The organism is Arthrobacter sp. P1_H7, from assembly GCF_056405215.1.
On the sequence record NZ_JBFUCO010000004.1, the window covers coordinates 204,760 to 227,356 of the forward strand.

The following is a 22,597-nucleotide window of genomic DNA, read 5'->3' on the forward strand; positions in this document are numbered from 1 at the left end:
GCGAGAGGTCCTGCGTCAGGCGAGCGAGAGGTCCTGCGTCAGGCGAGCGAGAGGAAGAGTTTCTCGAGTTCGGCCCGGTCCAGGCTGGGGTCTTCCTGCTGCATGCACTGTTGCAGGCCCGTGGCAATGATGGAGAATCCCGCCTTGTCCAGGGCGCTCGACACGGCCGCCAGCTGGGTCACGACGCTTTTGCAGTCACGGCCCTCCTCGATCATCCTGGTGACTGCCGCGAGCTGCCCCTGGGCGCGGCGAAGCCGGTTGATGACGGGCTTCATGTCGGTGGGATCGAGTTCCATGGGTTCCTCCGGTTCGATGCGTCAGGCTCCACAGTATACCCCCACGAGTATTTTGCCCTCCCGGGTGGCGGACTGACTCGCGCGGCCGCCGAGGCCCCCCACGCCGCCTCGCTAGGGGCATAAGTACCTAGCGAGGCATGGAATATCGGCGTATTGCTGGTGATGTGAACGCCGCCAGGTTCCTCGAGCCGGACGCCGGCCATACCGGCGTCAACATCCCCGCCGCGGCGCCGTGGCATTCAGGGGATCAGAGCTCCGCACGCGGGCACTCCGGTGCCCCGCATTCGCGGCCCTGGAGCCGGTATGTCGCCTTGGGCGACTCGTTTACGGCAGGCGTCGGCGATCCGGAACCGCTGAGCCCCGGGGGCATGCGGGGGTGGGCGGACCGCATTGCCGAGGAACTCGGCGAGGGCCGCCGCGAATTCGGGTACGCAAACCTTGCCATCAGCGGCCTGGTGCTGCGCGAAATCCTCGACCAGCAACTCGAACCGGCCCTGAACCTGAAGCCCGACCTCGTCTCGCTCTCCGCTGGCGGGAACGATCTCGTGTTCCACCGCGGCGATCCGGACCGGATGGCCGCGGCCCTGGACGACGCCGTAGCGGCGCTCTCGGCCACCGGGGCCACGGTGGTCCTGTTCACCGGCCCGGACTGGGGCGAGACCGCCGTGTTCGGACACATCCGGGGGAAGGTCGCTGTATTCAACGAGAACATCCGGGTCATCGCCGCCCGGCATGATGTTGTCATCGCTGATTTGTGGGCCCTGCGGCAACTGAGCGATCCGCGGATGTGGGATCCGGACCGCCTGCACTTCTCGCCGCTCGGACACCACACCATTGCGGCCATGGTCCTGGACACGCTCAGCGTGCCACACCGCCTGCACCCGCTGGAACCCAAGCCGATGCCGCCGGGCAACTGGCGGGAGACCCGGGCCGGTGACCTGGCCTGGATGGCGCACTACATGCTGCCCTGGATGGTGAGCCGGATCAGGCCGCGCGCAGACGCCCCGCCCCGGCAGGCCAAACGCCCGCTGCCGGGACCGCCTCCCGGGGTTCCGGACTCCGGGCAGAAACCCCTAGTCCGGCCGGGTTCGGTCGGCTAGTCTGCAGGAACGGCCCACAGCCGGGCATCGATGGCGATCACGAGGAGCGAAGTTGTCTAATCACACTTACAGCATTTCTGAAATTGTCGGAACCTCGAACGAGGGCGTCGATGCGGCCGTCCGGAACGGCATCGCCGAGGCCGCCAAGACCCTCCGAAACCTTGACTGGTTTGAAGTCAAGGAGATCCGCGGGCACCTTGAAAACGGGCAGGTCGCCGACTGGCAGGTCACCATCAAGCTGGGGTTCCGCCTGGAGCGTTGACGCCAGACTCCGGAGCGGGACGGCACGCACCGCCGGCTCCGCTCCGGAGAAACCCGCAACCCGTCAGGGCAGAGGAGGCCAGGGCGGAGAGGAAAACTTCATGCGCTATACGCATCTGGGCCGCTCCGGCCTGACAGTCTCGCGCCTTTGCCTGGGCACCATGAACTTTGGCCCGCAGACCGAGGAGACGCAGGCCTTCGCCATCCTGGACACCGCGCAGGCCGCCGGCATCAACTTCGTCGACACGGCCAATGTGTATGGCGGGTCGAGCCACCGCGGCTGGACGGAGGAAATCCTCGGCCGCTGGTTCGCCCAAGGCGGCGAGCGCCGCGAGCGCACGGTGCTTGCCACCAAGCTGTTCGGCACCATGACGGACAGGCCGAACGAGTCCAAGCTCTCGGCACTGCACATCCGCCGGGCGCTGGATGCCAGCCTGAAACGGCTGCAGACGGACTACATCGATCTGTACCAGTTCCATCACGTGGACCGGAACACGCCCTGGGATGAGATCTGGCAGGCTATCGAGGTCGCCGTCAAGCAAGGGAAGATCCTGTACTCCGGCAGCAGCAACTTCGCCGGGTGGCACATCGCCCGGGCGCAGGAAACCGCCGGCCGCCGCAACTACAACGGGCTGGTCAGCGAACAGTCGATTTACAACCTGCTGACCCGGGACGTGGAACTGGAAGTCATCCCCGCCGCACAGCAGTATGGCCTGGGGATCCTGCCATGGTCGCCGTTGCACGGCGGCCTGCTCGGCGGAGTGCTGAAGAAGGAGGGCGACGGCGTCCGCCGCATCGCTGGCCGGGCCCTCGATGCGCTCAAGTCGCACCAGAAACAGATTCGGCGATACGAGGACTTCTCCGCCGAACTGGGTCAGGAACCCGCGGACGTGGCACTCGCGTGGCTGCTCCACCAGCCGGCAGTCACCGCTCCGATCATCGGCCCGCGTACCCTTGAGCAGCTCGAAGCCTCCGTCAGGGCGCAAAAATTGAAGCTCGACGCCGACGCGCTAAGGCGCCTCGACGAGATTTTCCCGGGCCACAGAACGGCACCGGAAGACTACGCGTGGTAGGGCGCGGGGGGGCGGTTTTGGCACCCCGCCGGACACACCCGCAGGGAGCCGGGTGGCTCTTTGATACTAAGCATGATTAGTATTAGGGCAGAAGGATGTAGCGCACCCGGCGATCCGGGTGCCTCCTCTATGAAAGAAGAAGGAACGAAAAATGGGTTTTCTCGCATTTCTGATTCTGGGCCTCATCGCCGGAGCCATCGCTAAGGCCATCCTCCCGGGACGTCAGGGCGGTGGCATCATCATCACTCTCATCCTGGGCGTCGTCGGCGCCCTGCTCGGCGGCTTCATTGGCAGCGCACTCTTCGGCGTGGGCATCAACGAGTTCTTCTCGCTGTCGACCTGGCTGCTGGCCATCGGCGGTGCGATCATCGTCCTGCTCGTTTACGGCATGATCAGCAAGCGCTCAGCCCGCTAACACGGAGACTGACCGGAAACCGGCCCTGGGTTATTCCCGGGGCCGGTTTTTTGCAATATTTTGACAGCAGGGTGGCCTGCGGGCCGCAAGAGCCGGCCCCGCCACGCACTGTCCAGGAACTTTTCAGCAACATCTACTTTCCACCTACGTCAGGGAGCAGGAGCACAGCATGAAGGGCAAATTTCTTTTCGCCACCGGACTGGCCGCAGGATACGTCCTGGGATCGCGGTCAGGCCGCGCAGCCTATGACAAGCTCAAGGCCAGGTCGGCAGATCTCTGGCAGAGCAAGCCGGTCCAGGACAAGGTGGCCGTAGCCGCCGAGACGCTCAAGGAAAAGGCCCCCGAGGTTTCCGGGCAGCTCGGTGAAGCCGCCCGGCGCGCAGGCACGATCATCAGCTCGGCCGTCCACCGCGACGCCAGCAAGGAGAGCACCTCCGCGGCCACGCAGGGAACAACCGCGCCGGGAACGTCCGTGCCTGTGGCCCCCGACGTGCGTTCCGATCCGGCGCTCAGCGATAAGGACGGCCAGGACTGGTCGGACGAGGGCGGCGCCACCCCGGCGGGCCCCGCCACCAGTGCGGACCCGGACAAACTGCCCTAGGAGTTTGTTGAGGGGCCGCCGTAGTCGCCTCTGCCAGCTACCGCCCGGCGGAGCGCAGCAGCGCGCCGGCCACCACCGTGGCCCCCAGCTCCTCCGAGCGCAGCACCCGGGCCGCCAGTCCGTGCCTGCGAAGGATTCCGGCCGTCTGTGCGGCCTGCCGGCGGCTGGTCTCTATCAGCACGTGGCCGCCGGGCGCGAGCCACTGCCGCGCGCCGGCGGCGACCCGCCTCTGCACCTGAAGCCCGTCGGCGCCGCCGTCGAGGCAGGCCCGCGGCTCGTGGACGCGCGCCTCCTGTGGCATGGTTTCGATGTCTGCCGAGGGAACGTAGGGGGCGTTGACCGCCAGCAACCGGACGCGGCCCCGGAGGCCCGCCGGGAGCGGAGCATAGAGGTCACCTTCGTGGACCTCCCCGCCCTGGGGCAAGACGTTCGTGCGCGCACAGGCCACGGCCGCGGGGTCGATATCGGCGCAGTGGAGCTCGGCGGGGCCGGCGAGGGCGGCAAGCGCCGCACCGACAGCGCCGGATCCGCAGCAGAGATCGACAACGACGGGCACCGGCCCGGCGCTCTGCGCCAGGCGGCTTGCGTCCAGCAGCGCAGCGGCCTGCCGGACGAGGAACTCTGTCCGTCGACGGGGCACGAAGACTCCGGTGTCGACCGCGATGCGGAGTCCGCAGAATTCCGCCCAACCGAGAATGTGTTCAAGGGGAAGGCCGGCAACCCTCCGGCCGGCCATCCGTTCCAGCGCCTCCGGCGTCGGGGCCGCGTCGATCAGCAGGCGGGCCTCGTCTTCGGCAAACACGCAGCCGGCTGCCCGGAGTCTGGCGGTTAGTCTCTCGTGCGGGGAAACATGGCGGATTACTGGCATGGGAGCGCCTTTCGGTCGAGTGTCAGACGCCCTCACCGTGAACTGGCCGCAGCCGGCAGCGCTGGGCGGGCATCCTTTCTGGACTTGCGTGAACGGGACCCACCTCCTTTGCTGCAGTTGCTCGATTCCCCATGCTACCGAAGCCGCCCGCGGCGGCGAATTGTGGCGCCCGTTTCCGGGCCTGCTTGGGATGCCGTGGCAGCGACGGCTGGCAGGATGTCAGCATGGACTCCATCCCCGCACACGATCTCATCTGGACCGGCTCCTACACGGCAGATTCCGGCGGCCGCGGCACGGGGATCGGTGCGGTTGCCGCGGCGGCCGACGGCACACTGCGGTGGCTGGGTGTTGCGGCGGCGGCCGACTCGCCGTCCTTCCTGGCGGTCCACCCTTCACTCCCTGTGGTCTATGCCGTGGCCGAGCAGGCCAGTACCGTCCGGGCCTACCGCCGGGCCGGCGCCTTTGGCCTGGAGCCCGCGGGCCCGGCGTGGCCGGCCGGTGACGCGGCTTGCCATGTCGCCGTCGAGCCTTCCGGCCGCTTCCTCGCGGTCTGCTGCTGGGGCGACGGCCAGGTGCTGTTCTACGGGCTCGACCCCGACGGCGGCATCGTGGGCCGGACGGCCGGCGTCGAATCGCGCGACCCGTACGGCGAGGCTCCCGACGGCGGACCTTCCGACAGGGAAAAGCGGCCCAGCCGCGCCCACGCGGCGCTCATGCTGGCCGACGGCAGGGTGATGACCACCGACCTCGGCCACGACCTGCTGCGGATCTGGAATGTCCGCTCCGGGCCGGGACTGGCTTTGGGGCCGGTCCTGGATCATGAGGTGGTCCTGCCGCAGGGCAGCGGCCCCCGGCACCTGGTCCAGCACCCGGGCGGCCGCGTCTTTGTGGTGACCGAGTATTCAATCGAGGTGGCTGTGGCCGGGTTGTCTCCAGACTCCAGGGACTTCCGGCTCGGCTTCGTCGGACCTGCCACCGCCGGCGGGGCGCAGCCGGAAGATTCGGCGGCCGAGATCGCGTTGGCGCCCGACGGCAGGCACGCCTATGTGGGCGTCCGCGGTTCGAACCGGGTCTGCGTGCTGGAGGTGGAGGCCGGAGGCGCGGCGCGGCGTCCGGTGGCCGATGTCCCCAGCGGCGGCAACTGGCCCCGCCACCACCTGGTCCGCGATGGCCTGCTGCACGTCGCCCACGAACGCTCCGGCGACGTCGTGACGTTTCGCCTGGACGCGGCATCAGGGTTGCCGGGTATCCCCGCGGACCGGCTGCAGGTGGACTCCCCCACCGCGCTGGTGCCGGCGCGGCCCCGGCTGACGCCCGGGGAGTGAGGAGCCGGCGCCCGGCTGGCGCGGTTCGCGGTGAAGAGCAGGCGGTGAGAAAGCAGGCTGCCGGGTCAGCAGGCCGCGGCAAGCCCCGCAGCACCGTGATCGATACCTTGTTCGACACTATCGAGCTGGAGCACGCCCTCCACCTGGAAACCGCCGTCGAACGGGACCCCCTCCCCCAGCTGGAAACCGCCGTCGAGCTGGAAGCCGCAGGGGCAGCGCCACAGGGCCGGGAGATCGAGGGACGGGTCCGCAGGCCCGAAGGAGTACGAGGGCATCGCACCCGGCTCCGGCGAAGTCCACTGCATGGGTGCGCCGCAGTGCAGCGGCGCGTTGGGCGGGAGAACTGTCGCAGGGTCCCCGGTCAGGGTTGCGGATTCAGCCACGGCGCCTACTCTCGTTGAGATCGAAAAAACAAGTAGTAAGCATACATATAACTAGTTAAACGAGCTAGTTCTGCCGTTCGGCACCGATGGCCGCGCTCATCCGGCGCAGGAAAGTGATGACCACGCGGGCGTCCTCGGCGCTCATGGACTCGGCCACCTCCATCATCCGCCGGTGCATGTGTCCAAGCGTGGCGCGGACTTCGGAGTCCGTCGCCACCGTCGGCACGATCACAAGTGAGCGCCGGTCGGTCGGGTGCGGCTCACGCCGGACGTGTCCGCTGGCCACCAGCCGGTCGATCAGCGACGTTGTGGAAGCGGTGGTGATGCCCAGGACGCGGCTGAGATCCTTTGGGCCAACCCGCTCGCCTGTGGCGCTGGCCCGCAGCAGGTAACGCAAAGCCAGCAGGTCCGTCTCGCCCATCCCCATCGAATCGCGGGTGGACCGCCTGGTCGCGACCTCCGAGATTCGATAGTCGCGGAGGGCCTGCAGGATCGCCGCAGGGGGATCCAGGCTGTCATCGGGGCCATACCAGTATCCGGAGGCGCCGTGGGAGTCCATTCGCCAAGCCTAGCGGAACTGGTAACTAGCCAGCCGTACAATCCAGGCGGCCGCACGGGGCGCCTTTGGACTCGATTCCGGCCCTGGGGTCCCTTATTCGCGGCGTGTCCGTGGCAAAGTGCCCCCGGACCGCAGCCGCCAGGCGAGACCAGGGGCGCCCGAGTCAGGTAACTCTGGGTCCCGGCGGGACGGCCCGCGGCATGCCCGGGAGTGACACACGTCTGGTCCTATGAATCGCACAATCTGCGGTCCCGGGCACAAAAAACCCCGGCTTCCTGATGCCAAGAAACCGGGGTTTTTCCACTCTTCGCTAAAAGAGTGGGCCCTGTGGGGATCGAACCCACGACCCACGGATCCAATCCGCCAGTATCCGCCCCGATATGCCCACGACTGGATACGACCAGAAACCGCGAGAATCCGGCCCAAAACGGCACATCAGCCGCTGACAAGGATCAAGTCAAAACTTGCGCACTCTGGAACGCATGTCTCCAAAATGTACCCACGCGCATAGGCGCTAGAGGTCCTGCTAGGGTCAAGTCATGAGTACGTCCCCGCAGGCCCCGGCAGTACCCGAACCCCGCCATTTCGCCAACTACGTCGCGCCGGACTCCAAAGGATGAGCCTCCTAGACCGCGTCGTAGACGGTGCCAGCGACGACACGGTTTCCACCGGTAATCTCCTCCGCCAAGTCATCACTTTGGGACGTCGGATGAAGTCGGATGATCTCGTTACTTGGGCGATGAACGAGCTCAACGGGTATCCGGAAACCAACCTGGCGGAACTACCGGCCTATCGCGGTCCGCTCCTCGTCCCGGTTGAGGTCTTCGCATCGGGCTACTTCCAGTCCTCCAAGAAATATTTCATCAACAAAGAGGACTTCCCGGACGAAAACGATTTTCGGAAGTGGCAATTCCACACCTGGCTCTACCAGCCGATGGCTGAACTTGAGCGACTTGCCGCCGCCGATATCGACCCCAGTCAAACCTGGCCCAACCAGGCTTTGGCAATCTACATCAAGTTGTGCGAACAGAACCGAGCGCCGCACTATCCCGATTTCAACCCGCTTTCGGTCCGTAGGATCATTCCGCGGACGATGCTCCACGGCATCATTGATTCGGTCCGAACGCGGGCGCTGCTATTCGCCCTAGATGTCCAGGCAGAATTTCCCGACGCTGGGGAGCCGAACGGACCAACCACAGACACCCCGAAAGTACGTGATGCAGTGACCTACAACATCAACAACCACATTTACGGCGGTACGAACGCAGTCGCCAACGGTGAAAACATCACGCAGCACGTCCACATTGAGCAAGGTGACACGCAGGCCCTATTGGACTTCTTCAAGGAGCAGGGCTTGGACGATTCGGGCCAGGCAGAACTGGCTACTGCTCTGGAGGAAGACGGTGACAAGCCGGGCAGCGGCATTGCTCGATTCCTCAAGCGACTTGGGGAGGGTGCGTTGAACTTTGGCGGTAAGGTCATCACGCCTGCGCTGGAGACACTGGCCAAGGTGGCCATAGCGGCGCATTTCGGGGTCGTCCTTCCCTGACTGCTGTTTGAGTTTTGGACGGGCCCGCCGGGGATCAACTCCCGGCGGGCCCTTTCGCATCCATCAGGGGATCAACTTTTGATTTCCCCGCCGAGGCTCTTTTGCACGTCCTTGACCTCAAATTCGGGACCGCGGACCAGCCAGTTTGGACCCACAAGAATGGCCTGCCTTGCGGTCCCATACTTCAGATCTTGCGTCACTTGGTCATCAAGCGCGCTCTGGGAATCGGCAACAAGCAGCACGGTGTTCATGCCGCAATTCACCGTTTGCCATCCCCACTTTGCTTTAGCATCTTGTGTGATTTTCTCATCGCAGCCCGGCTCTTTGACCGCACCCGAGGCGACGTAGGCATCGCGGAGGTCCAGCGCGCTTTTGTAGCTGGCGTCCTTTTGGATGGTGGTTCCGCCGCACGCGACCAGTAGCAACGAAACTACGGTCAAAGTTGGTACCAGTTTTTTCATTTTTCCCCCATTGGCAAGAGCGGTGACGACTGAAGAATACAGCCGACGCCACTTGAGCAATGTCGGCCGCCCTGTCAAGGGTTCGCTGTATCAATGCTTAGAATCTCAGGATGACCACAAGCACCTCCGATGAACTGCCTCGGTACAAAAGAGCCTGGGGCTCAATTCGCCTTGCGTGGTCTTACGTCGTCAGCCACTTGGGGTCTGTCGCTGTCCTGGTGGGCAGCGGCCTGATGGCCGTTCCTCCCATCTTTGCTGACAAGGAGAAAGCCGAAACAGTATTCTGGGCTACTGTTCTCGTCATCATAGGCGCACTTCTTGCGGCCTGTGGAACCCTGGGGCAGAGCCGAACCATTCATGGGCTCCGTAGCAAACTGAAAGCCGCGAAATCGCTTGCCCGCGCGGAGGAGGCCGTTGCCATGCGGCGACTATTCCACCGCAACTTGGAGCGGCTGGAGGGTTTGCGGAAGATCAGCGCAGGATCAACCAGCAAAGACAAGCGCTTGGCGCAGTACAACCCGCTGGTAACGGGGGTTGTAGGCGGCTTGAAGGGCTTCTTCGAAGCTGACGGGACCCCCGTGAAGGTCAACTACTACCGTCTGGGACAGGAAGAATCGGGCTACTTCCTTCAGGTCGTAGATCAAACTTACGATGTCAGCCGACCGAAGCTGACTGTTGACCAGCCGGAGTCCCGCGAAATCATCCGCAGAACGCTGAACGACGAAAGCGAGTACTGCGATGACCTGACCGTCAACGATCAGTTCGCTATCGAGAAGGACCGAAAGCGCGGGTACGTCTGCTACGCCTCGGTGGCGGCATCCGTCGGTGGTCATGTCCACGGCATGCTTTCAGTGAACACCGAGGTGCCGGACGGCATCGACCCAGATCTCGCTATTGAGTACCTGGAAGTTTTTGGGATGATGCTGGCCATAGCCGAATCGGCGCTGGGCTTGTCGGTACCCCACGAGATAGGCCAGCCCACGGGAATGTCAGAGGTCGTGGGTACGGTAATTCCATCTAGACTTGGACCCATCCCCGGATCCGGAGCCTAGCGTGAATCTGGAAGGAGACCGCTCATGAGCACCAGAGTACGAAAAACAGAGGCCGTCAGCGCAAGGACTTCTTTTGACGTTGAGGTCCAGAAGGAAGCCGATGAGTTCCGGCGCGAGTTGGATGAAGCGCGCGGACGGAGGCTCCGGAGACTGAGCCAAGAGCCCGGAAAATTCGTTAAGGTCAAGGTCACCTTCGAAGGGAAGAAGTAGGCCTCGGGCCCTTCTGGATCCAAGTAGCATTCCGAAGAGCAGGGTGCTGGATTCTATATTTTCTGGACGCTCCGGACTCTTCATCCCGCGCGCGACCCCCCTCTGGCCCCGGGGGGAGACGGACTACTACCGGCGAAGGGGTCCAGATGCGTCTCACGGCGCGATTGCGACGCCCCTTGGGGGTAGCAGCTACTCGACCGGGTCGGGCTCACCCGCCAACGACCTACGCATGGCGTCCTTCATGGCTGAGTTGAGCCGGTTGCCCTTGGTCTTGTTCTCGCGGTCGTCTAGCTTCATGTCTTGAATGAAGGCCACGTATGCGCGACCCGCATCGAACACAGCCGTTTCGTCCAACAGGTCCGCGACGCCGAGCAATGAGTTAACCGCGGAAATCGTTACGACCATCTGTTCTGTGAGCTCGGTCTGCTTCGCCATCACCCTAAGAACGCTTTTGGTTTCGCTCTCCCGGTCCATTGATGCAATGAGGCTCTCATTACCTTTGAATCGGTGCATCGCCAAGAGGTATTCATCCAGGTGGCGGATGAGGTCGCTGTATGTGACCTTCAGTTCGTCCCGACGGCGTTGTATGTCTTCGCGGCTGTACTGCTCTGCGCGGCGCGTTCTCTCATTGCTGGCTGAAAGAACCTGGGAAAGAGCGGACGCTCCGATCGCCGCGGCCGCCCCCACGAATGCAGTCCCCAGCGGAAGCCACTGCGATATCCCGCTGCTGCTGTCACCTGGAGAGTTTGCGCCCGAAGGACCGGGGGTGGGCAGAGGCGTCTCTGCCAGCAATGTTGAGATCAGTGTGGGTAAGTCCATTAGGTGAGGGTATCCGCAAAGAGCGGCATGGGTGGGACGGTCGGAGCAGGTAGTCCCTGCCCCGACCATCACCTTGTGGCGCTGGGAGAGTCATTGCCCTCATGCCAAGGGCTCGTCTTCCATCCTTCCCGCGGCCGGGCAAATGATAGCCGCGAGTGAGGTTGACGCCGTGGGTGGGACTAGGCTGCCGCCAGCGCGATTTCGACGAAGGCGTTGGGGCGCTTGACCGCCCAGCCGAAGCGGCCCTCGAGGCGGAGTTGGACCAGGTTGTGGGTGAAGTTGTCTCCCGAGCGGTCTGCGGCGAGTGTTGCGTCTTCACGGACGACGATCTCCGCATTCTTCCAGTCACCAAGGATCGCCGTTCCGACTGGGACCGCCACTGACGGCACCCGGGGAATGCTCCACAGATTCGACGCTCCTGTCCCGGAGGGGTCGCCCAGCAGAAAGCCACCTGTGCTGCCACTCTCGCGGAGCAGGTCGAACGCCTCGGCGTCCTGAGGATGGAGGACCAAGGCCGTCGGCGTCACGCCCGACACCTGGAGGGACGTCAGACCCTTCCGCACGGAGGTAAGAGCGTCGATGACGAATGACTGGACGACGATCCCTGACGTGTTCAGCAGGCCCGTGAAGTTCTCCCCGGTTCCGTCGCCGCTGAGGACTTGGTGTTCCAGCTCCTGGTACAGCCCGGCTTCCATTTCATTATGGAGGAACTGCTCCAGGTTGGAATGGTCATCGAAGAAGCGAACCGGGATCTTCTCGGACAGGTGGGCGATAACCCTGACCCGGTCCTCCACTTCAGCAAGGGTGTAGATGGATGTGGGCTTGAGCTCGCCGTCCGGGACCGGTGTGGCGTTGTGGGTTCGGATGGTCTGCTTGAGATAGGAGAAGCTGTTGCCGGTGCTGAAGCCGCCGCCTAGGCCCTTGGCTGGAATTAGCTCGAGCAGGGTCCTCGGGGCCTCGGACATGGCGATCACGTCGGTTTCGATGGGTGCCGGGACGCCGATCGATCCGCTTATCAGGGACTTCCTGCCGTCCACGTCTGCCATCATGGCCCTGGTCATACGGTCGGCGGTGGTTTTCGCCCACTGGCCACGGCTCGACGCCGCCCTTCCTATGGACGGTCCGTTGATCTCCCTGGAGATGGCTTTGGCTTGTGCCATGATGTCCTGGTCGGCCTTAGCTGCCTTGAGCATGTCCAGGTGATGGCGGGCGGTCTTCATGTGGCGCTCGTAGTCGGCCAGCATTAGGCCATCCGGTTGCCGGCCTTGGGCTTCCGCCTTTTCCATGATTTCGCGGGCTTGTTTGGCGGCGGTAGCGGCGGCGTCGCGGTAGTTGTCGATTCGGGTGGTGGTTTCCATGGCAGGCCCTCCTGGGCAGAAGCGTGGGCCGGGTGTGGGCGCACGAAGGTGGATGGATACACCGGGCGGGCTCCTACGGACGGGTTCAGGACCGGTCCCGCCGATTTGACGCGCACGCCCTCGTCGGAGGCCGGGCCCATACCGCTGGTGGGCACACTTTCCTCGGCGGGACCTGTTAGACGGACGGGTTGACCCGGATGAAAACCGGTATGACCGCTGGCCGTGCCCCTTGGCGGGAGGGGCCGGGCGCTTCCTGGTTCCTCCGAACTTGACCCGCTAAGGTTCCTCGTCCGTTGACCGTCCGCGCCCGGCTCTTCCGCTTGGCTTAATGCTATGGGGCCCTTCCGTCAGGAGTCCTGCCCGCCGCCGGGCGTGTCTTGGAGCGCCGCCTGCGTATACCTGTTCAAGATGCTCTCCTCATGGCCGGGCGCAAAGCCCAGCAGCAGGGCACCGGCCAGGCCGCAGGCGGCGCGCGCGAGCTGCATGGGATCCTCCGTCTGGGTGAGCAGGATCTTTGCCGCTTCGTCCCCTTCGTTCCGGGTGATCAGCCGGACAATGGCGATGGCCTCAAGGTTGGCCGTCTGTTCTGCGTTGGTGGTCATTTTGTCGCCTTTCATGTGGGTTGGGTATCCGGTTGTGAGAGTGTTCCGCGTTCCTGCTACATAGGAACACGGAACAGCCTCACGCGCCCGCCGTTTCAAGTTGCTGACGGTAAACTCTCAAGGCCAAAGTTGCCCTGTCGCCGCCCCAGCCAAGTCGGTCCTTGATGTCACGAACTGACACCGGACCAGGGGCAAGGCTCTTCAGACTGGCGAGATCGGCTCCCGGCGCAGAATCCGGGACACGGTCCCCGGATGTTGGAGCCCACACCGTCCACGAACAGTCACCCCTCAGTTCGAATACCCCTGCCACAGGCTCCTTTTCGCCGGCTGGAGTCGCCGCCCGCAGGCCGCCATGTCTGTCCTTCTGGATGCCCAGGTAGCAGGAACCCCCGCGGCCTGGAGCGAAGGAGTCCTTGATCCTGACCCGCAGCGATGCCCCGCCGACGGCGCGGAGTTTCGCCGCCGTGCCGGTCGGCCCTTTGGTTTCCGGATTTTTCGCAACATGGTCGATCACGATGACGCAGCAGCCAGCGTGTGCCAGTGGTTTGAGTGCGTGACTATGGGCGATGGTGAAATCATCCGGACTGTTGGAGTTCAGGTTGAGGACGGGCAATAGCTCCCCGATGCTGTCCATAACGACGACGGATGGAGCCCAAAGCCGCAGGTCAGCCACTGTCGCCATTAGGTCAGCCTTGTCCTCAGGTTCCTTGTAACGGAACAATCCCAAGTCAGACAGGGCAGGAGTCGGAGCCCCCAAGCCCAACAACCGGGTGACGGTCGACGCCATCCCGTTATGGTCTAGGTCGACGACCGCGGCAGAACGCCCAAGGCCCAGGGCCTCAGCAACCGCAGCCAACGCCACCCACGTCTTGCCCGACTCCGGCTCACCAAACAACATATTGACCTGCCCGGAATAGAACACCGCCGCGTCATCACTTCGCAACAGGCACGACGGTGCCGGAGGTTCGGGCAGGGTGCCGGAGAGCAGTCCGGCCACGTCGCCGTAAGTCACCACTGGCACCGTGTTCCGCGTTCCTACCCCCAGTGTCCGGGGAACGGGGAACGCTCCAGGGGCATCTGGCGATTGGCCCGGAAGCGGAGGAACAGAAGCGGGGAGGTTGGCATTGAAGGCCGAGACGAGGGCATGTCCCGTTTTACTCATGGTCAGGAACGTGTTCGTCATGGGCGGTCACCCCCGCACCAGGCCGCACCAAGACGTTTCCGGAGTTCCCACAGCGCCCACCCCGTCCGTTCAAGACGTTTGGCCTCAGCGAGCAGTTCTTGGGGAGCAAGGCCCATCACGACCGGAGCCACCGAGAACCCCGCGGGTGAGGTGTCGAGCGGGTCGCGCCTCCCGTCTTCAAGAGGGGGGCAACGCTGGGAGGCCTTGCGGCGGCGATTAAGTCCAGCCTGGGGGCCCTCTTGTGTCTCCACCCGGGGCAACAGCTCCCCTCGGGTACCCGCCTGCCGGTTCATCGGGTACCCACCACGTGTCCGCTTTCATAAGCCTCAATGTCTGTAAGCCGGTATCGGACGGCACCACCAATCTTCACGTACACCGGCCCCCGGCCTTCATATCGCCACTGCCCAAGAGTCCGCGCCGGCACCTGCCACCGCCCCGCCAGGTCAGCAGGCGTCAACATCCCCACAGCCCTTCTCTCAATCTGCATTACCAATCCCTTCGTCTTGTTGCGAACTGCAACAAGACGATGTAACTACAGGTATTCACCCAGAAACAACATGTTGTAGCAAGTCACAACAACAGCGTGTATGGTAACAACATGACTAAGGAAGAAAACCCCAAGATCCGTTCGGAAGCCCTCCCTTGGGAGACAGCCTTCGCAAAGTCCCTGGCCCGTCGTCGACTTGATCTTGAAATGTCACAGACCGAGCTTGCTCGACGAGCGACTGAGGCGGGACTGCCGCTGTTCCAGCAGCAGATACAGCGCATCGAAAACCTCGCACGCCCCATCCGCCTGAACGAGGCCATCCTGCTCGCCCAAATCCTGGAGGGTGACCCTTGGCGCATGGCCGCCCGAATGGTCGATGACGACACCGCAAGGAGCATCTTGCTTGCCGCACAGGAGGGAGCAGAACAAGCGGCGTTCCAAGCAATCAACAGAATTAGCGAAGAAGAAGGCCGCCTTGGCCAGGCGGTTCGAGAGGCGAGCGAACGGTTGCAGCAGTACGCCGAATACATGCAGGAACGTCATCCCGACGATTTCCAAGGAAAGCTCAAGCCGTACGTCGACCATCAGGTGCGCTTGGAATGGACTCAGCTTTTGCTTTTTAACCTGACCCAGTTCTTGTGGGACGAGGACGGCGAAGCCCGCCTCCTTCCCCGTCCCGTTGAGCTCAGTGAGGGCTGACATGGCACGCGCATGGATTCAGGACGAGTGGCTCGACGCCAACCGGCAGCCGACGGCCCGGAATGGTTCCGGCAGTAGATGGCGGGTGTATTGGTGGGAGGAAACTCAGACAGGACGACGCCGTCGCTCTAAGAGGTTCCAGCGGAAACCCGACGCGCAGCAGTACGCCGCCAAACTCGACAACGACCTCCGTGCGGGGACCTACCGGCCGCCGGAACACGCCGAAACCCTTCTGGCCGACGTCGCCGACGAATGGCTCAGCACCCGCCTGGATATCAAACCGGCCACGTACCTGCACTACGAGCGGAGCCTCCGCGCCTACGTCCTCCCACAATGGGGATCAAGAAGAATCGGCACCATCACGAAACCGGAGGTCGCCGCATGGGTCAGCGCCCTGGCCGCCGGGACGGCACAAGCTGCAAGCAAAGTCCGGAGCAGCCGCCCGCCCAGGTTCGAGCCTGCCCCCATGCGCGGCCCGCTGAAACCCTCAAGCCTCGGCCACATTCACACCGTCTTGTCCGCCGTCCTCGCGTGGGCGGTCGAAACGGACCGGATCAGCCGAAACCCGGCCGCCGGTGTTCGGCTGCCGCGCGTGGCCGCACCGGAACAGGTCTATCTCAGCCACGCCCAAGTGGAGGACCTAGCAGTAGCCGCCCAGGACGTAACCGGCCGCAGCACGGACGGCACTCTGGTCCGGCTTCTTGCCTACACAGGCCTCCGGATCAATGAGGCCCTAGCGCTGAAAATCTCCGCCCTCGACCTCATGAGGGCCCGCGCCGCCGTCAACGCCACGTGGACACTCGACAGGGAAGGTAAGAAAGTACTGGGAACGCCCAAGTCACACGAGAAGCGCGCCGTACCGCTAGGGTTCCTCGTCGCGGAGCTGCAGGAACTCACCGCCGGCCAGGCGCAGGACGCCTACGTCTTCCAGACGCCCACGGGAGAGGCACTGAACGACCACAACTGGCGGAACCGCGTGTTCAACCTCGCAGCCCGAGACACCGACCTCGACGGTGTAGGAGTGACCCCCCACAAGCTTCGCCACACAGCAGCAAGCGCCGCGATAGGGTCCGGGGCTGACGTTAAAGTCGTTCAGCTCATGTTGGGCCACAAGGACGCCACGGAAACCCTCAACACCTATGGCCACCTTTGGCCGGACCGGCTGGATGAAGTCTCCGCGTCCCTAGAAGCGGCCAGGATGACGGCTCTTGCCGCCCGGGGCCATGTCTCCAGAATGTCTCCACGGTCCGCCTGACACGAGAGGCGAGAACGGAGGGCATCGGACGAAAAAACCCCCGATCCCCTGCAACTGCAAGGAACCGGGGGTATCCACTCTTCGCTAAAAGAGTGGGCCCTGTGGGGATCGAACCCACGACCCACGGATTAAAAGTCCGATGCTCTACCAACTGAGCTAAAGGCCCCAGCCGATGGCCCCGAACCAGCGGATAAAATCCCCTGTTGCGGCGCGTTTCGGCCCAGTCCATTTCTGGACGTTAACACTGTACCCCAGACCTGGGCCGGGTTTTTTCACGTTGCCCGCAGCGGCGGCGTTGGCCTCGGGGTCTCCGGCAGTTGCCCGCACCGATCCTCGATTCCGTTGCGGCACTGGAGTAGCGTGGGGGCATGAGCGAGCAAGCAGGATCAAGCGCCCCGGCCCCGCGGCACCACAAGCCGAAACCCTTCGCACCGATCGACTTTGAGCCCTTCGCCGGAGGGGCCGATCCTGCCCGCGTCTCGGAGGCGGCCCATCTGGCCGCGCAGGCGCTCGTGCGCCGCGGCCGGGACAGCGACGACCCTAAAGTCACCAAACGGCTCGTCAAACTCGCCGATGAGCAGGGCCTGGAAGCGATCGCCGAAATGTGGGCCGAAAGCCCCGCCCGCTCCCTCCCCGGTGCGCTGTGGCGCCTGTACGCCCTGCGGGCCGCCACCATCCAGGATCCCGAGCGGATCTCCGTCTACTTCAAGGCGGGCAAGGACACGGCCCAGGTTTCGCATGTGGTGGCCGGTGCCGCCGAACCGCCCGGCGCCGATGAGATGAAATCCATGGCCGACGCCATCCTCTCCGGGGCGTTCGACGGCGAATTCGACGTCGCACTGGAACGCTCCGCAGCGTTCTGCCGCGTGGTGGCCTTGGGCCAGGCGACACTTGCGGACAACGCCGAGCACAGCAACGAGAACCACGCCAGCAAACTCACCCGTAACTCGCATCTGCTGGTCAAGACGGCCGAGGACCTCGAACACGCCGCCAATGCGTGGCGGCTGGGCGAACTGGACTAAAGGGCCAGCCGGCCCGGGCGGCGGGCGCCCGGTGCCGGGGCGGCAGGCGCGGATGACGGGCCGGCACGCACGACGTGGGCAGGCTGTCAATGTTGACTTGCATGAACCTACGTAGAAAACTGAAAGCGGTGCCGAACCGCGAAACCCCCGGGCTTCAACATTTAGCCGCCTAGAGCGGCCTACCGCCGAGAGGCGTATCCGGTTCGGCACCATTTTCATGCCCTCGTTGCCTGGTGTTCGCCTGCCTCGCCTCCGGTTCTTCCTGTTTTTCGCCTGTTGTCCGCCTGTTTTTCGCCTGCCCCGTCACACGCCGCGTCGGGCCGGTCCGGACCCGCAGCGGACGGTAAAGTTATGCGTATGCACCGGTCTCCGTCAAGTCACACGGCTGGCCGACCCCACCCGCGAACCTCCTCCAGGAAGACCGGTGACACCACGTGAAGCTGCGCCTGTTCCCCCAGGAGTCCGCCGGACTGAACCTGCTCTCCCAAATGGCGCACCAGATCGTGCTGGGGGCCGGAACACTCTCGGAGATCCTCGGCGCCCCGGCCAGTGAGCATGCCCGGCTGGTGGAGGACATGCACAACCACGAGGCAAAATCCGCGGAGCTGCACTTTGCCCTCCTGACCCACATGCGCACCAGCTTCGTGAACCCGCTGCCGCGCGAGGACATGTACACACTGTCCCGGTTCCTCAACGAGGCCATGGAGAAGCTCGATGCCGCCGCCGAGCTCGTTTCCCTCTATAAGCTCGAACGGCTGCCCAGACGCGCCGCGGACCAGCTGGAAATCATCAGCCGCCAGGCCGAACTCACAGTCGATGCGATGCGGCGGCTGAACAACCTGGACGATCTCGAGGACTACTGGATCGAGATCCTGCGCCTGGCCAAGCGTGCCGAGCGCACGCACCGGGTCTGGGTCGCGGACATGCTCCACGAGATGAAGGCGATGCAGTACGCGCGCAACCGTGACGTCGCGAACCAGCTCGTGGAAGTCACGAAGGACATGCGCCGGATCGCCACCCAGGTGGGCAGCATCATCGTCAAGGAATCCTGACGTGATGCTCTTCTTCCTTGCCCTGGTGCTGCTCTGCGCCGGGGTCTTCGCCTTCCTCAACGGTTTCAGGGACGCGTCCTCGTCGGTGGCGCTGGCCGTGCGGACGCGGTCGCTGACGCCAACGGTGGCGGTGCTGCTGGCGAGCCTGTTCAACTTCATCGGGGCCGCGCTCAGCGCCGCCCTGGCCCTGGCCGTCACCCAGGTGTGGCTGACGCTGCCGACGGGCACGAACGGCCTGACGATTCTCCTCGCCGCGCTGCTGAGTGCCATCCTCTGGGGCCTCTACATGTGGTGGCGCGGCATCCCGGCGTCCTCCACCCATGCCCTGGTCGGCGGGCTCGCCGGGGCGGGGGTCGCGAGCGTCGCCGTCGGCGGGAACCCCGTCACCGGCGTGGACGCCTCGCTCCTGTCCCAGGTGGTGCTCCCGCTGCTGATCTCACCGGTGATCGCCTATGCAGGGTCGTTCCTGCTGGTCTGGCCTGCGGGCTGGGCCGCCCGCTACACGCCGCCCAACGTCGTCAACACCCGCTCCCGGCGGGCTCAGGCGGTCGCCGCCGGCGCCGTCGCTTTTGGGCACGGGCTGCAGGACGGCCAGCGCATCAGCGCGGTGGTGATCCTGGCGCTGCTGGCGGCCGGGCTCTCCGACGGCGGTTCAGTGCCGGTGTGGGTGGCCCTGCTGACGGCCATCTTGTTGGCGGCGGGAACCCTGGCGGGCGGGTGGCGGATTTCCTACACCATCGGCTACCGGCTGACCCGGATCGACCCCCTGCGCGGATCCGTCGCGCAGATGTACAGCGCGGTGATGCTGCTGGTGGGCGCGATCGGGCTGCACTGGCCTGTCTCCACCACCAATACGGTGACGGCGGCAACCTTGGGCGCCGGCGCCAACCAGTGTTTCCCGGGCACCAACCGCCGGCTGGTGATCCGCATCCTGGGGTTCTGGGTACTGACCCCGATTGCCACCGCCGCCGCCGCGTTCATCCTGCAGTTGGCGCTCTCGACGGTGGCCGGCCTGTAGGACTCGTCGATTGCTCCGTGGGCGCCCTTTTGAGGGCTCAAAACGGCACCTGCGGAGCAATCGACGAGCAGGTTATCCGAAGCGGCCGGAGACGTAGTCCTCGGTGGCCTTCTCGGTCGGGTTACTGAAGATCGTCGGGGTATCGCCGAACTCGATCAGCTTGCCCGGCTTGCCGGTACCGGCAATGTTGAAGAAGGCCGTCTTGTCCGACACGCGGGCCGCCTGCTGCATGTTGTGCGTCACGATCACTACCGTGTACTGGTCTTTGAGCTCGTTGATGAGGTCCTCAATGGCCAGCGTCGAGATCGGGTCCAGGGCGGAGCAGGGCTCGTCCATGAGGATCACCTGGGGTTCAACGGCAATCGCGCGCGCAATGCACAGGCGCTGCTGCTGGCCGCCGGACAGCCCGGAGCCGGGCTTGGCCAGACGGTCCTTGACCTCGTTCCACAGGTTGGCCCCTTGCAGGGAACGCTCCACCAGGACATCGGCCTCGCCCTTGGAGATTTTTGTATTGTTCAGCTTCACGCCGGCCAGCACGTTGTCCCGGATGGACATGGTGGGGAAGGGGTTGGGGCGCTGGAACACCATGCCGATCTGGGACCGGACCGTGACCGGGTCGACGCCGGGTCCGTACAGGTTGTCCCCGTCCAGCAGCACTTCGCCTTCAACCCGCGCACCGGGAATGACCTCGTGCATACGGTTCAGGGTGCGCAGGAAGGTGGACTTGCCGCAACCGGAGGGGCCGATGAAGGCTGTGACGGACTTGGCGTCGATGTTGATGTTGACGCCTTCGACGGCCAGGAATTTGCTGTAGTAGACGTTCAGGTCCTTGACGTCGATGCGCTTAGACATGGTGTTCCTTCACTTGCTGGAGGTAGGGGCGGCGGGCGCGGGTGGCCTAGCGGCCTGTCTTGGGGGCGAAGATGCGGGCAATCAGGCGGGCGCCGAGGTTGAGCAGCATCACCAGGATGATGAGCACCAAGGCCGCGCCCCAGGCCCGCTCAGAGGACGGATCCGGGTTCGACGGCGAGGTGGGGTTCAGGATCTGGGTGTAGATGAATGTCGGCAGCGAGGCCATCCAGCCGCTGAATACATTGGCGTTGATGGTGGTCGCGAATCCGGCGGTGACCAGAATCGGCGCGGTTTCGCCGATCACGCGGGCGATCGCCAGGGTGATGCCGGACGCGATGCCGGAGATCGCCGTCGGGAGGACCACCTTGAGGATGGTCCGCCACTTGCGGACGCCGAGGGCGTAGGCGGCCTCGCGGAGTTCGTTTGGCACGATCTTGAGCATTTCCTCGCTGGAGCGGACCACCACCGGGATCATCAGCACCGACAGCGCGACGGCGGCCACGGCGCCTGTCTTGGTGCCCGGGCCGACCACCGCGAAGAACGCGGCGGCGGCGAACAGGCCGGCGACAATCGAGGGAATGCCGGTCATGACGTCCACGAAGAACGTGATGGCCCGGGCCAGTGCGCGGTCCTCGCCGTATTCCACCAGGTAAATCGCGGTCAGCAGGCCCACGGGGACCGAGATGAGGGTGGCGAGCACCGTGATGAGCAAGGTCCCCATGAGCGCGTGGTAGATGCCGCCCAGCAGGGGGGCGCCTTCCTCGACTGTCTTGTTGTCGAAGGCGCCGGTAACCCCGTTCATGGACGTGGTGAGGAAACCGGGATCCAGGAGCCCGGGGAGCCCATTGACCAGCACGGTCCAGATCACCGAGAACAGCGGCACCAAGGCAATCAGGAAGGCCCCCACAACCAGGCAGGTGGCCAGCTTGTCCTTGGCCTTGCGGACGCCTTCCACAACCAGGCTCCAGCCCACCAGGCCGACGGCGAAGAGGATGGCGGAGACGATTCCCCAGCCGAAGGCATTGAAGCCGATCAGCGCGAGGATCGCCGCGCCAAGGATCAAGGCAACGGCCAGGACAATGTACGGTGCGGCCTTGGGCAGTTGGCCCTTGGTCAGCGCCGAGCGCTTGCGTACCGGAGTCAGGGTGGCGGTCATTTAGTTGGCTCCCGAGAATTCTTTGTGCCGGGTGATGATTCCCCGGGCAATCATGTTCACGCCGAGGGTAATGACGAACAGCACCAGGCCCGCGGCGATCAGCGTGTTGACCTTGAGCCCGCTGGCCTCGGGGAAGTTCAGGGCGATTTCGGCGGCGATGGTCTGGTTGCCGGTCTGGATCAGGCTGGCGGTCAGGGCCCCGGAGGACAGCACCAGCGCGACGGCCATGGTTTCGCCGAGGGCCCGGCCCAGTCCCAGCATCACGGCGCTGATGATTCCGGGCCGGCCGAACGGCAGCACGGTCATCCGGATCATCTCCCAGCGGGTGGCCCCGAGCGCCAGCGCGGCCTCTTCGTGCAGCTTGGGGGTCTGCAGGAAGATTTCGCGGGTCAGGGAAGTGATGATCGGCAGAACCATGACAGCAAGCACGATTCCGGCCGTCAGGATGGTCTTGCCGGTGGCGGAGGCGGGACCTTGGAATATCGGCAGCCAGCCCATATTCCCGGCCAGCCAGTTGTACGACGGCGAGATTTCCTTGGCCAGGAACGCAACGCCCCAGGCGCCGTAGACAACGGACGGGATGGCGGCGAGGAGGTCAATCACGTAGCCCAGGCCGGAGGCGAGTTTGCGGGGCGCGAAGTGCGAAATGAACAGCGCGACGCCGATCGCGATCGGCGTCGCGATCACGAGCGCGATCACCGAGGCTATGAGCGTGCCGATGACAAGCGGCCAGATGTAGGTGAAGAATCCTTCGCCGCCCTGGATCTTGTCCCCCGGAGCCATAAGGGCCGGCAGCGCCTGGATCACCAGAAACAGTGCCACGCCGAAGAGCACGACGAGGATCAAACACCCTGCTGCCAAGGTGGCTGCGGAAAAGACTTTGTCACCGGATTGGCCTGCGCCCCGGGACTTGGTCAGGGAGGTGGTGGTCACTTCACGGT

Annotated in this window: 26 protein-coding genes and 1 tRNA gene; 14 read left to right on the forward strand and 13 right to left on the reverse strand. The window is 64.6% G+C overall.

From position 1 onward, the window contains the following. Positions 1 to 38 precede the first annotated feature (38 nt). A complete protein-coding gene (locus AC1DXI_RS04655) occupies positions 39 to 296 on the reverse strand; it encodes a metal-sensitive transcriptional regulator (protein WP_018774886.1) in 258 nt (85 codons plus the stop codon). 137 nt (positions 297 to 433) lie between these two features. On the opposite strand from AC1DXI_RS04655, the gene AC1DXI_RS04660 reads away from it, so the two are divergent. The 5 genes from AC1DXI_RS04660 (at position 434) to AC1DXI_RS04680 (ending at position 3,746) form a co-directional block, all read left to right on the forward strand. After that, positions 434 to 1,396 carry an SGNH/GDSL hydrolase family protein gene (locus AC1DXI_RS04660; protein WP_476937644.1) on the forward strand — a complete coding sequence of 321 codons (963 nt, stop codon included), beginning with the start codon at positions 434 to 436 and terminating at the stop codon, positions 1,394 to 1,396. A gap of 52 nt (positions 1,397 to 1,448) precedes the next feature. Continuing rightward, a complete protein-coding gene (locus AC1DXI_RS04665; RefSeq protein ID WP_011690139.1) occupies positions 1,449 to 1,658 on the forward strand; it encodes a dodecin in 210 nt (69 codons plus the stop codon). 100 nt (positions 1,659 to 1,758) lie between these two features. Beyond that, positions 1,759 to 2,730 (forward strand): aldo/keto reductase, encoded by a 972-nt coding sequence (locus tag AC1DXI_RS04670; RefSeq protein WP_476937645.1) that lies wholly within the window; start codon positions 1,759 to 1,761, stop codon positions 2,728 to 2,730. Between the two features lie 151 nt (positions 2,731 to 2,881). Further along, a complete protein-coding gene (locus tag AC1DXI_RS04675; protein ID WP_018774889.1) occupies positions 2,882 to 3,145 on the forward strand; it encodes a GlsB/YeaQ/YmgE family stress response membrane protein in 264 nt (87 codons plus the stop codon). 169 nt (positions 3,146 to 3,314) lie between these two features. Beyond that, entirely contained in the window at positions 3,315 to 3,746 is a 432-nt protein-coding gene (locus AC1DXI_RS04680) for a hypothetical protein (RefSeq protein ID WP_476937646.1), read from the forward strand. Positions 3,747 to 3,783: 37 nt separating this feature from the next. Here the strand turns inward: AC1DXI_RS04680 and AC1DXI_RS04685 are convergent, their stop codons facing one another. Then, positions 3,784 to 4,614, reverse strand: coding sequence for a putative protein N(5)-glutamine methyltransferase (locus AC1DXI_RS04685; RefSeq protein ID WP_476937647.1), 831 nt, complete (start codon positions 4,612 to 4,614; stop codon positions 3,784 to 3,786). A 224-nt stretch (positions 4,615 to 4,838) separates the two neighbouring features. On the opposite strand from AC1DXI_RS04685, the gene AC1DXI_RS04690 reads away from it, so the two are divergent. Beyond that, the gene (locus AC1DXI_RS04690) at positions 4,839 to 5,939 is read left to right on the forward strand and encodes a lactonase family protein (RefSeq protein WP_476937648.1); all 1,101 of its coding nucleotides are present in this window, start codon (positions 4,839 to 4,841) and stop codon (positions 5,937 to 5,939) included. 65 nt (positions 5,940 to 6,004) lie between these two features. Here AC1DXI_RS04690 and AC1DXI_RS04695 read toward each other — a convergent pair whose 3' ends face one another. Next, the gene (locus tag AC1DXI_RS04695) at positions 6,005 to 6,322 is read right to left on the reverse strand and encodes a hypothetical protein (RefSeq protein WP_476937649.1); all 318 of its coding nucleotides are present in this window, start codon (positions 6,320 to 6,322) and stop codon (positions 6,005 to 6,007) included. A gap of 64 nt (positions 6,323 to 6,386) precedes the next feature. Continuing rightward, the gene (locus tag AC1DXI_RS04700; RefSeq protein WP_476937650.1) at positions 6,387 to 6,881 is read right to left on the reverse strand and encodes a MarR family winged helix-turn-helix transcriptional regulator; all 495 of its coding nucleotides are present in this window, start codon (positions 6,879 to 6,881) and stop codon (positions 6,387 to 6,389) included. A 616-nt stretch (positions 6,882 to 7,497) separates the two neighbouring features. Here AC1DXI_RS04700 and AC1DXI_RS04705 point away from each other — a divergent pair. Beyond that, the gene (locus AC1DXI_RS04705) at positions 7,498 to 8,430 is read left to right on the forward strand and encodes an AbiTii domain-containing protein (RefSeq protein ID WP_476937651.1); all 933 of its coding nucleotides are present in this window, start codon (positions 7,498 to 7,500) and stop codon (positions 8,428 to 8,430) included. Between the two features lie 71 nt (positions 8,431 to 8,501). Here AC1DXI_RS04705 and AC1DXI_RS04710 read toward each other — a convergent pair whose 3' ends face one another. After that, positions 8,502 to 8,891 carry a hypothetical protein gene (locus AC1DXI_RS04710; RefSeq protein WP_476937652.1) on the reverse strand — a complete coding sequence of 130 codons (390 nt, stop codon included), beginning with the start codon at positions 8,889 to 8,891 and terminating at the stop codon, positions 8,502 to 8,504. 110 nt (positions 8,892 to 9,001) lie between these two features. Here AC1DXI_RS04710 and AC1DXI_RS04715 point away from each other — a divergent pair, with 110 nt between their 5' ends. Together AC1DXI_RS04715 and AC1DXI_RS04720 are read left to right on the forward strand one after the other, a co-directional pair. Then, positions 9,002 to 9,943 carry a hypothetical protein gene (locus tag AC1DXI_RS04715; RefSeq protein ID WP_476937653.1) on the forward strand — a complete coding sequence of 314 codons (942 nt, stop codon included), beginning with the start codon at positions 9,002 to 9,004 and terminating at the stop codon, positions 9,941 to 9,943. A gap of 24 nt (positions 9,944 to 9,967) precedes the next feature. Beyond that, positions 9,968 to 10,153 carry a hypothetical protein gene (locus AC1DXI_RS04720; protein ID WP_476937654.1) on the forward strand — a complete coding sequence of 62 codons (186 nt, stop codon included), beginning with the start codon at positions 9,968 to 9,970 and terminating at the stop codon, positions 10,151 to 10,153. 189 nt (positions 10,154 to 10,342) lie between these two features. Here the strand turns inward: AC1DXI_RS04720 and AC1DXI_RS04725 are convergent, their stop codons facing one another. The 4 genes from AC1DXI_RS04725 to AC1DXI_RS04740 all read right to left on the reverse strand — a co-directional run bounded on the left by AC1DXI_RS04725 (position 10,343) and on the right by AC1DXI_RS04740 (position 13,944). Further along, positions 10,343 to 10,972, reverse strand: coding sequence for a hypothetical protein (locus tag AC1DXI_RS04725; protein ID WP_476937655.1), 630 nt, complete (start codon positions 10,970 to 10,972; stop codon positions 10,343 to 10,345). Positions 10,973 to 11,151: 179 nt separating this feature from the next. Further along, positions 11,152 to 12,330, reverse strand: coding sequence for a phage major capsid protein (locus AC1DXI_RS04730; protein WP_476937656.1), 1,179 nt, complete (start codon positions 12,328 to 12,330; stop codon positions 11,152 to 11,154). 347 nt (positions 12,331 to 12,677) lie between these two features. Beyond that, complete coding sequence (locus tag AC1DXI_RS04735; RefSeq protein ID WP_476937657.1) at positions 12,678 to 12,932, reverse strand: hypothetical protein; 255 nt, start codon at positions 12,930 to 12,932, stop codon at positions 12,678 to 12,680. 79 nt (positions 12,933 to 13,011) lie between these two features. Next, positions 13,012 to 13,944 carry an AAA family ATPase gene (locus AC1DXI_RS04740; protein ID WP_476937658.1) on the reverse strand — a complete coding sequence of 311 codons (933 nt, stop codon included), beginning with the start codon at positions 13,942 to 13,944 and terminating at the stop codon, positions 13,012 to 13,014. Between the two features lie 769 nt (positions 13,945 to 14,713). Here AC1DXI_RS04740 and AC1DXI_RS04745 point away from each other — a divergent pair. Further along, on the forward strand, positions 14,714 to 15,301 hold the full coding sequence (locus AC1DXI_RS04745) for a helix-turn-helix domain-containing protein (protein ID WP_476937659.1): 588 nt from the start codon (positions 14,714 to 14,716) through the stop codon (positions 15,299 to 15,301). A 1-nt stretch (position 15,302) separates the two neighbouring features. After that, positions 15,303 to 16,556: a tyrosine-type recombinase/integrase gene (locus tag AC1DXI_RS04750; RefSeq protein ID WP_476937660.1), complete on the forward strand. Its 1,254-nt coding sequence runs from the start codon at positions 15,303 to 15,305 to the stop codon at positions 16,554 to 16,556. Between the two features lie 93 nt (positions 16,557 to 16,649). On the opposite strand, the gene AC1DXI_RS04755 is transcribed toward AC1DXI_RS04750, so the two are convergent. After that, positions 16,650 to 16,722 (reverse strand) — tRNA-Lys (locus AC1DXI_RS04755). A gap of 202 nt (positions 16,723 to 16,924) precedes the next feature. Between AC1DXI_RS04755 and AC1DXI_RS04760 the strand changes: the two genes are divergently transcribed. From AC1DXI_RS04760 to AC1DXI_RS04770, 3 genes are all read left to right on the forward strand, one after another. Continuing rightward, positions 16,925 to 17,578, forward strand: coding sequence for a hypothetical protein (locus AC1DXI_RS04760; RefSeq protein WP_229995112.1), 654 nt, complete (start codon positions 16,925 to 16,927; stop codon positions 17,576 to 17,578). A 434-nt stretch (positions 17,579 to 18,012) separates the two neighbouring features. Beyond that, positions 18,013 to 18,630 (forward strand): DUF47 domain-containing protein, encoded by a 618-nt coding sequence (locus tag AC1DXI_RS04765; RefSeq protein WP_476937661.1) that lies wholly within the window; start codon positions 18,013 to 18,015, stop codon positions 18,628 to 18,630. 4 nt (positions 18,631 to 18,634) lie between these two features. Continuing rightward, positions 18,635 to 19,648, forward strand: coding sequence for an inorganic phosphate transporter (locus AC1DXI_RS04770; protein ID WP_476937905.1), 1,014 nt, complete (start codon positions 18,635 to 18,637; stop codon positions 19,646 to 19,648). Positions 19,649 to 19,720: 72 nt separating this feature from the next. Here the strand turns inward: AC1DXI_RS04770 and pstB are convergent, their stop codons facing one another. From pstB to pstC, 3 genes are read right to left on the reverse strand one after another with little or no spacing between them, the layout of a single operon-like run. Then, entirely contained in the window at positions 19,721 to 20,500 is a 780-nt protein-coding gene (pstB, locus tag AC1DXI_RS04775) for a phosphate ABC transporter ATP-binding protein PstB (RefSeq protein ID WP_018774898.1), read from the reverse strand. 46 nt (positions 20,501 to 20,546) lie between these two features. After that, the gene (gene pstA / locus AC1DXI_RS04780; RefSeq protein ID WP_476937662.1) at positions 20,547 to 21,656 is read right to left on the reverse strand and encodes a phosphate ABC transporter permease PstA; all 1,110 of its coding nucleotides are present in this window, start codon (positions 21,654 to 21,656) and stop codon (positions 20,547 to 20,549) included. Then, positions 21,657 to 22,589 carry a phosphate ABC transporter permease subunit PstC gene (gene pstC, locus AC1DXI_RS04785; RefSeq protein ID WP_476937663.1) on the reverse strand — a complete coding sequence of 311 codons (933 nt, stop codon included), beginning with the start codon at positions 22,587 to 22,589 and terminating at the stop codon, positions 21,657 to 21,659. Between the last annotated feature and the right edge of the window lie 8 nt (positions 22,590 to 22,597).